Source organism: Pseudoflavonifractor sp. MSJ-30, from assembly GCF_018918045.1.
Lineage (GTDB): Bacteria > Bacillota > Clostridia > Oscillospirales > Oscillospiraceae > Faecousia.
Genome location: NZ_JAHLPU010000051.1, coordinates 155,134 through 168,080 on the forward strand (window position 1 = coordinate 155,134; position 12,947 = coordinate 168,080).

At 42.6% G+C, this 12,947-nt stretch carries 9 protein-coding genes; all 9 read left to right on the forward strand.

From position 1 onward, the window contains the following. The first annotated feature begins 2 nt into the window (after nucleotides 1-2). The 9 genes from KQI10_RS08270 to KQI10_RS08310 all read left to right on the forward strand — a co-directional run bounded on the left by KQI10_RS08270 (nucleotide 3) and on the right by KQI10_RS08310 (nucleotide 12,899). Complete coding sequence (locus KQI10_RS08270) at nucleotides 3-4,187, forward strand: hypothetical protein (RefSeq protein WP_216566930.1); 4,185 nt, start codon at nucleotides 3-5, stop codon at nucleotides 4,185-4,187. A gap of 15 nt (nucleotides 4,188-4,202) precedes the next feature. Beyond that, nucleotides 4,203-6,494 carry a BREX-4 system phosphatase PglZ gene (gene pglZ / locus KQI10_RS08275; protein WP_216566932.1) on the forward strand — a complete coding sequence of 764 codons (2,292 nt, stop codon included), beginning with the start codon at nucleotides 4,203-4,205 and terminating at the stop codon, nucleotides 6,492-6,494. A gap of 17 nt (nucleotides 6,495-6,511) precedes the next feature. Further along, on the forward strand, nucleotides 6,512-7,945 hold the full coding sequence (gene brxL / locus KQI10_RS08280) for a BREX system Lon protease-like protein BrxL (protein WP_371818391.1): 1,434 nt from the start codon (nucleotides 6,512-6,514) through the stop codon (nucleotides 7,943-7,945). A 1-nt stretch (nucleotide 7,946) separates the two neighbouring features. Beyond that, entirely contained in the window at nucleotides 7,947-8,144 is a 198-nt protein-coding gene (locus KQI10_RS08285; protein WP_253285216.1) for a hypothetical protein, read from the forward strand. A gap of 10 nt (nucleotides 8,145-8,154) precedes the next feature. Next, nucleotides 8,155-9,282, forward strand: a complete 1,128-nt coding sequence (locus tag KQI10_RS08290; protein ID WP_216566935.1) for a cysteine desulfurase family protein — start codon at nucleotides 8,155-8,157, stop codon at nucleotides 9,280-9,282. Nucleotides 9,283-9,292: 10 nt separating this feature from the next. Next, on the forward strand, nucleotides 9,293-10,270 hold the full coding sequence (locus KQI10_RS08295) for a YafY family protein (RefSeq protein WP_253285217.1): 978 nt from the start codon (nucleotides 9,293-9,295) through the stop codon (nucleotides 10,268-10,270). Between the two features lie 206 nt (nucleotides 10,271-10,476). Further along, nucleotides 10,477-11,091, forward strand: a complete 615-nt coding sequence (locus KQI10_RS08300; protein WP_216566936.1) for a LexA family transcriptional regulator — start codon at nucleotides 10,477-10,479, stop codon at nucleotides 11,089-11,091. A 459-nt stretch (nucleotides 11,092-11,550) separates the two neighbouring features. Beyond that, complete coding sequence (locus KQI10_RS08305) at nucleotides 11,551-11,793, forward strand: hypothetical protein (RefSeq protein ID WP_216566937.1); 243 nt, start codon at nucleotides 11,551-11,553, stop codon at nucleotides 11,791-11,793. A 542-nt stretch (nucleotides 11,794-12,335) separates the two neighbouring features. Continuing rightward, nucleotides 12,336-12,899: a hypothetical protein gene (locus tag KQI10_RS08310; protein ID WP_216566938.1), complete on the forward strand. Its 564-nt coding sequence runs from the start codon at nucleotides 12,336-12,338 to the stop codon at nucleotides 12,897-12,899. Nucleotides 12,900-12,947: the final 48 nt, after the last annotated feature.

The following is a 12,947-nucleotide window of genomic DNA, read 5'->3' on the forward strand; positions in this document are numbered from 1 at the left end:
AGATGAGTTATAGAGAGTATTTCAATATTGATCCCGAATATTTTCCCCAGGTTGATAAAAAGCTTATAGAAGAGAAACCGGATCTTTGGAAGAAGTTCTGGCCGCACCCCACTTTCGTTCAACTGCTCAAGGCCATGGTGGATGTTTTGGAACGGAAGCAGAAGCTGTCTATGTGGGTGGACGGTGCTTACGGTACCGGTAAATCTCATGCGGTATTCACTCTGAAGAAGCTCATCGAAGCTTCCGATGAAGAGACGACCGCCTATTTTGAGAAATATGGACTGGATAATTTCCTCTGCAAGAAGCTCTTGAACCAGAAAAATGAGGGAAAAATACTTGTCTGCCACCGCTATGGGTCTTCTGATATTCAAAGCGATACGGACTTAATAGTTGCTATGCAAGAAGGCATTGAGAAAGCCTTGACGGAAGCGGGAATCGAAAATACAGCAAATACATCTCTGAAGAATTCTCTGATTCGTTTCTTCGAAAACGAGGAGAACAGGCAGAGCTTTGATATCTATGCCAAAGGGACATACAAAACGGCGCTCGGAGGAGATACTTCAGATAGTGTCCTAAAAAAGCTGAGAGAGTACGATGAAGAAGCTCTTAGAAGCCTTATCAATAAGATTTTCAAGGTTCCGGCAGTTCGAAACGGATTCTCCATGAATACCGGCGAACTTTGCGATTGGATTCGTGAGGTTATTGAGAAGAACAATCTCAAAGAGTTTGTATTTATTTGGGATGAGTTCTCCGAATACTTTGAAAACAATATGCACCATCTGACCGGCTTCCAGCAGATTGCAGAGCTGGCAGCAAGTGCACCATTCTGCCTGCTGATCGTCACGCATAAGGCAGAGGGCTACTTCTCCGACGGAGACCCGGATAAGAGAAAAATTCTTGACCGTTTTGTTTCTCCAATTCATATCTCACTGCCCGAAAACATTGCCTTTGAGCTCATGAATCAGGCAATGAAGAAAACAGAGGATGAAGATAAGGCGGCAAAGTGGGAAAAGAACAGGGCGAGCCTTGACAGACGTTCTCAAACCAGCCGCGCAGCCGTCAGGAAAGCAATTAATCTTACCGATGAAGATCTGACTAATGTTCTCCCGATTCATCCGTATGCGGCTCTTTTACTCCAGCATATTTCGATCTACTACACATCTACAGCGAGAAGCATGTTCAACTTCATTAAGAACGATGAAGGTGAACAGGTTCATGCCTTTCAGTGGTTTATCGACAACTATGATTTCAAATCTCGCAATCCTTTCCTCACCGCGGATATGCTCTGGAACTTCTTTTATGAGACCGGCAGCCAGAAACTTGCCGACGGAATCAAAGAGGTTCTCAGTTGCTACACCCCTAAGCTTGACAAGGAACTGCTTGAAGATGAAAAGAGCGTCTTGAAGGTAATCCTGCTTCTGCAGGCAGTCTCTGAGCGAATGACCGGCAATCGGGATATTTTTCTGCCAAACAACAGAAATCTTGAACTTGCTTTTGAGGGAACAGACCTTCAGTTTACTGCGCCCAAAATCGCAATGAAGATGCTAAACGACCATGTTATCACAAGGACACCGTTGACCGGCGATGTATTCTCTTATTGCTGCAAAAACAATGGGCCGAATGTCGACTCTACGCCGTTTATCGCTCAAGCCAAGCAAAAATCTACTAAGGACATGACCTTTATGGCCGGCAGTAATCTGCGCAGTACGATTGAATTTACTGGTGCGTTAAGGCTTCGTTACTCGCTTGCTTATGCCACACTTTCTGACTTCGACAGCGAAATCAAAAAGGCAAATAATCCAAGCACAGCTGGAAATAAGCTTTATGTTGTAGCAACTATAGGCAGAGACTCTTCCGAGAGTGGTGCACTGAAAAAGAAAATTGAAAACTTCTTTGAGAGCAATCGCGAAACAAATGCTGTGGTAGTGGACAGTTCTTCCGTGCTCCTTGGTGAGAGCGAATATACAGAATTTGTCGAAAACTATGCAATGGCACTTGCAATTGCAAATAGTGATATAGATCAGCGCAAGACATACGAAGGATATGCCATAGAGGTTCTTTCCAATTGGGCAAAGCGCATTAAGAACGGTGCCTTCTATGTCTACTCTCGCTATGCTCCGAATGGAGAACGTGTTGCGAATATAGCGGATCTGTTTGAAAAACTGATGGATATCGACAAGTTCCATTATCCGCAGTGTTTGGAGGGCACTTTTACAAGTGTCCTAAACACCATGTATGATGCCAATTCTCTCGGTGCTGGAGCAACTTGCGGAATTACAGAGGAAACCAAAGGCACTTTCCGATCCGGCAATGAGGCCACAAAACTTGAAAATGCATTGAAAGGCGCTTGGAAAGTCCCGGAATACTGGAAAACCTCACACATTTATATTGCAAATCTGAAGAGAGCCGTTACCGAGATAGTTGATGAGGCGTTCGACAAGAGTGATAGAATTTCTATTGCTCGGATTTATGATGTTCTGAAAGCGGAGCCGTATGGGTTTATGCCATGTAACCTTACTGCGTTTATTCTTGGTTTCATCTTGAAAGAGTATGCTAACGGCATTTATTCCTACAGTGATAATTTGACAACTGTACCGCTGGATACAGACAAGCTTGCATCAATGATTTCCGAAATCATTAAGCAGGAGAACACACCGGATAAACGCTATAAGGACAAATACATTGTTACGCTTACGGAAGCAGAACGCGCTTTCAACAAGGCAACTTGTACAGCTTTCGATATCCCTGAAATGTTCTGCGTGTCGATTACGGAAACCAGATCGAGAATTCGCGAGCAGATGAAGAGTTTCTCCTTTCCGATTTGGGTAGTCAAGTATGTTCTTGACGGCAATACCTTTAAAACGAGCAAAGATGTGGTTTCACGACTTATCGACAACTATTGCGGCATTGCTAATAACAAGAACATGGACGGAGAGAAATCGGACAACGATATTGCTCTCACCATCGGCCAGATTTGCATTGATAATCCTGGTGCAGCAGAGGACTTGAAATCTGTTTTGACAAAAGACAATTGCCGGAGCGGAATGATGGAGTATCTGAAGCTGTACGACGGAGGAAAGCTTCCTTCCCTTGCGGGTAAAATCGGTGACGGGGGGCAGTATATTAATCAGCTCCAGTACAAATTCAGTTCTGATGCAGCAAATTGGGTGTGGAACACGGATACTGTTAATGCAAAGATTGATGAACTGATTTGTGAATATGAGATTGTTGAAATCAGCAATCGTATTCTTACAAAGAACACAACCTTCGCAGACACCATCCGTGCATGGGTAGACAAGCTCAGTCAGATTTGCATCGCTTATTCTGTAATTAAAAATGAGCTTGGCGATGCAAAGCCATTTTATGAAATGCTATGCTCTCTGTATAAGCAAAGAAATCTTCTTGATTCACAGAAAAAGCCATTTCTTGCATTGCTTCAAGAGAATGCCAATACATTCAAGCAGTTCATGGCAGCGCAAAGCTCGCTCTTTATGAAAGCATGCAGTTATTATCTGGATGACTTGTCAGAAGAAGATGCTAAGGCAATTCTTGATGACGATACATACGGATTTGGCAGCTCTTATCTGTTGGAACCTGATAAATATACAAGCAAGGTGCAGAAGGCTGTCACCGCATATAAAAATGCGCAAAAATATACGCAGTTGAAGAAGCATTGGCTTGATTTGACTGGTACGGACTCTCCGTATGCATGGTCAAACAAATATGGTATGCCGATTCTGGCTATGGTCCCAGATGCTGAAATGTCCATAGCGCGTAAGGTGTTTGGCTTTATTAACTCTAAAACAAAAGATGAAGAATCAATCGCAACAGCCGAGGATTATCTTAGCAAAATAACCTATGCGGATAAACTCAGCAGCAAATCCGAACGAGATAAGGCATTCCGTGACGTCTTCCTTGGAGATTATACAATTCTCTTCGACGATGTTGATGAAGTGATTGACTATCTGAAAAGCCATGTTACGGAATCTCCCTATCACTGGATGGGCAGTAAAGAAGTTTCGGTGAAAATCAAGGAAATGGCAAATGCGAACTATGTGAAATCCGGTTACAGCGAAGCAAAGCAGGTCATCGACAATATGCCCGTTGATCAGCTTAAGGACTACCTCAAGAAATTGATTGAAGACAACATTGCTGTCGGCGTGGAGATAATCAAAGGGCAAAAATAATTTGGAGGTCGTTTTATGAACTTAAACGATGCAAAAAAGCGAATACAGGCTTATCTTTGTTCGAACAAAACCTGGCCTCTTCTTGTGGATGTCCAAACCAAATCAGACAAGTCAGAGATAATCGACTACTTTAAGGTCGGGGAAAACACTTTCCCTGATATTGAGAGCTTTTGTAACGATGACGGCGATCTGAAGGTTGACGAACTCTATGCGGCTGTCTCAGCAAATGTCGGTAATACCTTTATTACAAATGTTACTGGTTTCCTAAAGCTTCATGGCGAGTTAGCAACAAAAAGAGCATTGAAAACATTAGCTACCAGTGGTATATCCGGCCATGTAGTTGTGCTTACATATCAGTGCAAAAGCTACTTGAAGTTTTCGGATCCTAGAATTGTAGAAAACGGTAGGGTGGTTATTGTTGACGGCGCGTCAGATACTACGCCGGTTATTTGTTTTGTTAATCCTTCCATTTCAGCTGCGTTTGCCGGGTGCTATTCGGGCCTACAGAAAATTGGGGCGATCGTTGAAAACTGCCCACAAAACACTGCATACATTTCGACGATGGCGCTTAAGGACAGTTTCCCTGAGTCTATTTATCATATCTCTCAGTTGAATAACGGATATGACATTTTGGTGAGAAATGATCCAAGAACAAAAAGTGTTCCTAACAGCTTTGGCACGCCAGAGCAGTGGAATTATGCGCTTCAAAAAATGGGGCAAAACGGGAACTGGAGTCAGCTTATAGAGGGGGAGTTTGGCTCTGAGCTTAATCTCTGCCATGCAATAGCATCATACCAGAAGTATGACGACAATAAAAAATGGCTGTATTTTATCGCATTGTCTATAAGCGGAGCAAAAGAGAACGAATATCTGCAAATGGTGATAGATTCTGTCTCGACAGAGAAAGAGCTGATTAAAACTATTTTTCGTTTGATTTTGACGGTTGATAAATCGAACGCTAAATTCGACCAGTTATATAGACAGCGTAAGGATCTTCTAGGAGAACTTAAGGATTGCTTGTCAGAGATTGCAGAATATTGCAAAGTCCTTGCAACCAAGGGCGAAAATGCGATTTATTATCTTACTGACTTAACGATTCTTGAGAAAGAAAGGGTAATTGCGTGGCTTAATGTCTATGGTCAAAAGTATGATACTCTGAAACTAATTTCTGTTTTAAAAAAAGTATTTCCGGATCTGGCGAGCTATTTGACAAAATTCCGCTTTAAAAATAAGTTACTTGACGATTATTTTGACGCATACAAGTATCAAAAAGTAGTTAATCATATTCTCCCGTCCTTTGAGACGGTTGTTGATGAACAAGCCACAAAAATGGATTTTGTCACAGCATTAAAGCCCAGAGCGGCTATCGTTGAAAAACTTGATGTTACCAATTCTAGAGCATTTTTCCTTGATGCACTTGGTGTTGAATATCTTGGCTTTATTCAAGAAAAGTGTAGCGAGTATGGCTTATCTGCAGATGTATCCTGTGGGCGATGTGAATTGCCTTCAATTACCTCGCAAAACAAAGAATTTGTGGCTACACTTCAAAGCAAAGGGTGTGTTATAGCGGACATTAAGGATCTTGACGATATCAAACATCATGGCGAAGATAGTTTTGACTATGAAAAAGAGAAAAATCCGATTTACCTTATTCGTGAGCTTGAAATTATTGATGAGCTTTTGAAAAAAATCCAAGCAAGTATTTTTAATGGCTCATATAAAAAGGCTATCATCATATCTGACCATGGTGCAAGTAGATTAGCCGTTTTACATGAAACGGAAAACATCTGGAGCATGGCCACATCTGGGGAACACTCTGGAAGATGTTGCCCAGTAAATGAATTGAATAGTAAACCAAATGCTGCAATCGAAGAAAACGGATTTTGGGTTTTGGCTAACTACGATCGATTCAAAGGTGGACGAAAGGCAAATGTTGAAGTACATGGAGGAGCATCTTTGGAAGAGGTCGCTGTTCCAATTATAGAAATTACACGGAAGCAAACTAATATTGAGGCATTTATTCTTGATTCGTCAAGGGTGATTACACTTGCCGCTAAAGAACATGCAGCGCCTCGGATATATGTTGGTGTAAAGAGCAATAGCATTGGTATTATGCTGAACGGGCAATATTATGATGCTTTAGCTACATCAGAACCATATATTTATTGCGTCGATCTGGCTGACTATACAAGAAAAGGAACTTATACGTTTGAAATTCTCAATGGGAATGACATTCTTGCTTCCGGTCAAAAGTTTGAAATCAAGAAAATGGGAATGTCGGAAAACGCAGGCCTATTCGATTTTTAACTAAGGAGGAATAAAAAGTGACAAAACTGCGTGACTATTTTGATGAAATGGTCGTATACAAGGATCTCAGGAATAACAGCTTTTTCTCTTCTTTAGGGCTTCCTGCTTTCTTGAGAGATTACCTTTTGAAGACTTTTAGCGATGAATATGGAAACTTTGACATGCAGCAGGTATCTGCGTTTGTTAAAAAGTATATTCCCAAAAAAGAAGACTGGATGAGCATTAAGAACAGAATCGTCTATGAAAATCAGCAGGTTCAGCTCCTTACAAGAATCTCTATAGATATTAATATCAAAACTGGCGAAATTTCATTTGCAATTCCGGATTTTGGCGTATCTGAAAAGGAGACGATGATTGAGCCTTCTATTTGGGAAACCTATAAAGACGAGCTCGTCAAAAATGGTGAAACATGGGGCATTATTAAACTCGGCTATCGTCCACCAGACGATACGGTTAAGCCTAGGCTCTCAGGTAAAATCAAACTCGTCGGTTTTAAGAACTTCTGCCCATATACCGTTGACCTTGATTATTATAAGGAAATGCGGTCCCATTTTACGATTGACGAATGGATTGATGTTCTTCTTGGAGCCATCGATTATAATGCAGATGGATATGAGTCCGATCTGCAAAAACTGTCAATGTTAACCAGGCTCTTACCTTTTGTTGAAAAAAGAGTTAATCTAATTGAATTGGCCCCCAAAGGAACAGGAAAAAGCTATGTATTTGGTCATGTAAGCAAATATGGGCTTTTAGTTGACGGCGGAAAAATAACCAGAACTAAGATGTTCTATGATGCTAACCGCAGAAAACCTGGATATATTTGTGGTCCAGACTTTCTTGCAATAGATGAAGTGAAGCTTGTTAACTTTGGTGACGAGAATGAAATGCGCTCTATACTGCAGGGATATTTGGAATACGGAACATTTAATGCAAACGGATATAATGGAGAGTCTGATGCGGGGGTCGTTTTCCTTGGCAACATAAAAGAGGAAAAGATGAATGAATATGAATACATGCTTGGTGAACTGCCAACATTGTTTCAAGAGACCGCATTGCTTGATCGCATTCATGGATTTGTGAAGGGCTGGGATATCCCAAGAATGAACGATAGTTTGAAGGTTACAGGATGGGCATTGAACTCCGAGTATTTTTGTTCCATTCTACATGAGCTGAGAAACGATATGAGCTATAGCGCTATTGTCGAGAAGCTTGTAAAAGGACCAGATGATGCCGACACTCGAGACGCAAAAGCAATCAAGAAAATCGCAACTGCTTACCTTAAACTTCTTTTCCCAAATGTTCAGTCGGAAATGGATGTTGATAAGACAGAGTTTAGAGACTATTGCCTTATTCCTGCAATGAAGATGCGGCGCATTATAAAACTGCAGCAAGGATTCATAGATACAGAATACAAGGGTAAGGATGTTCCGTTCTTTACGGTGGATGACTAAAATGGGAAAAGAATGTATTGCGTGTGGTAAAAAGCCATTGGATAAAGACACCATAGGAATAAACAAAAAGATGTTGGGCAAAGACATAACAAATTTCTACTGTATGGATTGCCTTGCAGACTATTTGGGTTGCACAGTGGACGAACTATTGGAAAAAATTGAAGAGTTTAAAGAAGAAGGCTGCACCCTCTTCAAGTGAGGAAACACCTATGAAGCAATTTATCTATGCCGATAATGCGGCCACAACAAAACTGAATAAAGAAGCTTTCAACGCGATGATCCCGTGGCTGACAGATGAGTATGGTAATGCTTCACAGCCATATGCATTTGCACGAAAACCCAAAAAAGCACTTGCTGAATCACGAAAAATAATTGCTAAGTGCATCAACGCTCTCCCTGAGGAGATTTACTTCACCTCTGGGGGAACGGAAAGTGACAATTGGGCTATAAAAGGATCTGCATCTTCGGACCCAGATAAGCGTGCAACTATTACTTCGGCAATAGAACATCATGCTCTCTTAAATGCTTGCGCATCAATAGAACGGCATGGTTATCCAGTAACTTACTTATCTCCTGATTCGGAAGGAACGGTGGATCCGGAACAGCTAAGCGCCGTAATTACCGATAGAACAAGGCTTGTTTCTATCATGTTCTCAAACAATGAGATAGGAACGATCGAGCCGATTGCAGAATTGGCTCGAATCGCCCATTCCCATGGTGCAATTTTTCATACTGATGCAGTTCAGGCAATTGCACATACTCCCATAGATGTGAAGGCGATGGGTATTGATATGCTCTCGGCATCAGCGCACAAATTTAATGGTCCTAAAGGCGTTGGATTTCTTTATATCCGAAAAGGCGTTGAATTGAGGCCTCTTAACGATGGCGGTGCTCAAGAATTCGGAATGCGTGCCGGAACTGAAAATGTTGCTTCTATCGTGGGTATGGCAAAAGCACTTGAAATCAGCTGTTCCACTTTGAACGAAAATGCTGAGCATGTACTAAAACTTGAACATGCCCTGCTTGAACGCTTAAAGGAATCGGGGCTCGATTTTGTGAGAAACGGTGCCCGGAATCACATTCCCGGGAATATCAGCGTGTCATTCAAAGATGCAGACGGAGAGGCAATTCTTCATCGTTTGGACTTGATGGGAATATGTGTATCAACTGGTTCTGCATGCGATAGTGTTAGTACGCAAATCTCCCATGTCTTAAAGGCAATCAAACTGGAAGATAATTATGCTAGGGGAACGATTCGGATTTCATTTGGCAAAGAAAACACTTTTGAAGAAGCGAATATAATTGCAGAATCTCTGATTAGAATTCTGAAAAAATGAAAGGCGAAATATGGATATAGATGCAAAGCTCAGACCTTTATTTCTCCTTCAAATTCTAAAAGAGCGTACAGATGAAGACAACTATCTGACCACTACTCAGCTTTGCGATATTTTAAAGCGAGAATATGGTCTTGACACTCATCGAACAACGCTAAAAAGTGACATTGAAGTTCTGCAGCGGGCGGGTTACTCTATCGATGAGCGCCGGTCTACACAGAACCAGTATCGCTTTATTGAGAGAGAATTTGAAGTCGCCGAGCTGAAAACGATAATTGATGCTGTTGCATCATCGAAGTTTATTGCAGAAGGAAAAAGCAATGAACTTATCAAGAAACTCACATCCCTTGCTGGCAGCCACAAAGCAAGAGAGTTAAAGAGAAATGTGATCGTAGACGGGCGAGGCAAGATTGAGAATAAGCAGATACTTTATATTATTGATGCGATAAATGATGCAATTAACCAGCGAAAAAAGATTTCCTTTCAAAAGATTGAGTATAATATTAAGAAGGAACGCATCCTGCACCATGGCGGAGAGCGCTATACATTTAGCCCGTACTCGCTTGTATGGGATGGGGATAACTATTATATTGTAGGCTATTCTGACAAGTACCAGGCCATTGGCAGCCATAGAGTAGATCGAATTGCGGCGTGCCCATGCATCTTGGATGAATCAGCCGTGCCTCAACCTGTTGGTTTTGATGTAAGCAAATATATTAAAACGACATTCAGAATGTATAACGCTCCTCGTGCTGAAGTTGAATTACTTTGCGATAACAGCGTAATGGATGCAATCATAGACCGATTCGGTCCAGATGTTCAAACCTATGCCGGGGATCTTCAAAACTTCCGTGTAATCGAGGAAATTGCTGTGGGAAAAGTCTTTTTCAACTGGATATTTGGTTTTGAAGGGAAAGTACGAATCAAGGGGCCTGAAAGCGTTAAAAAGCAATACAGGGAAATGGTAATGTCGGCAATGAACTTGGTATGATAGATAATGTCCCATGAGTAATTACCACTGTCGAACAAGCAAGAATTAGGCGAGGTGTTCGCTGTAAGCGACATCTTGACGGTAAGACCAATTCAAATATGCAATAGGAGTGACACCATGCGGTCGCCCCTATTGCATTTCTTTTTTTGCCTGAGTATAATAACATTATGGGATTTCAAATCCCATATAGAAACAGAGGTGCTGATATGAGAACAAAGAATCAAGAGACTCTGGACAGGATATTGAAGTTCGTCAACAAGTATTATCAGGAGCATCACAGCTCTCCTACGATCAACGATGTTGCTGAAGGTGTCGGCGTTGCCAGATCCACTACACATCGCTACCTTCAGGAGCTGAGTGATCGCAACCTGATTGACTACAGCAGAGGTATCTTGTCTGCTCCCCAGAGCGCCAAAATGAAAACGGCCTATGTATCCGCCCCGTTAGTAGGTTCTATTCGCTGCGGCAATCCGGAGGATGAGGAAGAGTCGATTGAGGAGTATGTCAGCCTCCCGGTCTCTATGTTTGGCAAAGGAGATTTCTACATTCTCCGTGCCAAAGGCGATTCCATGGTGGATGCCGGAATCGATGAGGACGATCTGCTTGTTATCGAGCGTAATTGCCCTGCTCTCGAAGGGGATATAGTCGTTGCGCTGGATGAAGACAACCAGAATACGCTGAAGCGATATGCCGGCTACGACGAGGACAGTGGGTATTACATCCTCGAATACGAAAACGAGGAGCAGTACCCAGGCAAGACCATAAAGCTGAGAAGCTTTCAGGTACAAGGCGTTGCTCGGCACGTAATAAAATCACTCTAAACAATAATCTTGATTCGATGGGAGATGTGTTGTTTTGAATGCAAAAGATGTGAAATGCCCCATTTGCGGCACAGTCAACAGGAGTCTCGATTTAGATGAGACCGACGGATGGATGGAATGTGAGAGCTGCCATAATGCCGTTCAGATATTGGCGTACGCTAAAACCAAGCGCGTTCCGGTATATCAGATGGCAGATTGCAATCTCCTCGTTCCGTTGAGCAAGAAAAGATAGAAGGAGAATGGCGATGCTGGAGGATTGGACGATTTACTCTTGGTATTGCCCAAACTGTAAGACGCAGGTAGCGGGGCTAAAAAACAAGAAAAATCAAATCAGAGTTATTTGCACAAAGTGCGGCGTTGAAATGGTTCGCACAGTTGTGAGCAGGCGGCATGATGTGATTGATATGTACGCACCGGCAGGAATGGAACATAGCGACTTGGAATTGAGGGAGTATTGATATGACGATGTTAGAGGCTTTTGTGAAAGAGCGCAACGAAGCGCTGTTCAGCCTTGACCGCGAAAAGATCGAGGCATACATGATCAAGTATGGAGAAACGGAGATCACCCAGACCCCCGATAATGTTTTCTGGGCATCCGTGTACAAGGCCATTTGCGGTGTCAAGGACGCACCGGAAGCCATTGTAAGCAAGGCAAAGGCATGGCTGCACGAGCACGGCATGAGCCCTAATCTGGCGGGGTGATAATCCTCACTTGATCTGCTTGAAGATCATCGAAGCGAGTTTCTATAACAACTGAATCAACGACATCACAACGGAACGGTCGGGCTGAAACAGGGCCGCATTAAATCCGCTTCCAGGTCACTTGATCGTGGGCAGCAGCCCGAACATGAACCGGTAGTTATTCCAGACATACGTGAGAGGCCACCGGCAAGGTAAGACACTATAGTTCTATCTATAGGTCTGCCTTGTCGGTGGCCTTTTTTTGTTTTTTACCGACATCACAAATACATATTCGCAGCCTGAAGTACAAGGGCCAAGGATACAAATACGCTGATTTCAAACTCTTTTGAAAAAGCAGTATGGGTACCCTTAGATTTCTGCGCCCTTTTTCAGGCAGGCAGCATCGGGAGTCCTTTTCGCCAGCGTAGTTGTGTCCTTTGGACCGCAGCAGGCGGAAAGGACTTTTTATGTGCGACCAGTGGCTCTGCTATATCGCTGAATACCCGTGATCTCCGAATTTTTGACTTTCACCCAAATTCAAAAATTCAAAGGAGATCACAGTAATGAAAAGAACATTTTTGGTAAAGAAGGACCCCACGATTGAAGCACAGGACAATTGGCTGATCATGGATTATCGCCAGTATGCGGCATGGAGAGAAACGGATGAAGGCAAGAATCGGGAAATCGTCTTTGGAAAGTTTGAGGCTTGTAGTGAAGACGACTCTATCATTTTCATGGAGTGCAATGAAAAAGTCAGCAAAGAGTTGAAAAAGGATTGCCATCGCAAGCAGTACATCCGAAGCCGAGACGCCGAAACACCGTTCCAAGTCATGTCTTACAGCACCATGACCTTTCAAGAGTCTGAAATTTACGGAGAAGATGTTCTCGAAGATACAGAGTGCAATGTAGAGGAGTCGGTCATGCAGCGTATGGATATTGAGCGGGTCAGAACTGCACTGAAAATGTTGGCCCCGGAAGAGCGGGCCATCATTCAGGATTTTTTCTTCACAGAATCCCCAATACCGGTTAAAGAGCTTGTGGGAAAATACGCAATGCCCAAGACGAGCATCTATAGAAAAAGGGATGATGCACTGAAGAAGCTGAAGAAAATTTTAGGAAATGCGTAGGTCAAATTGGGATGACACGAGTGGTTTGACATAGAAAATGCACCTGCC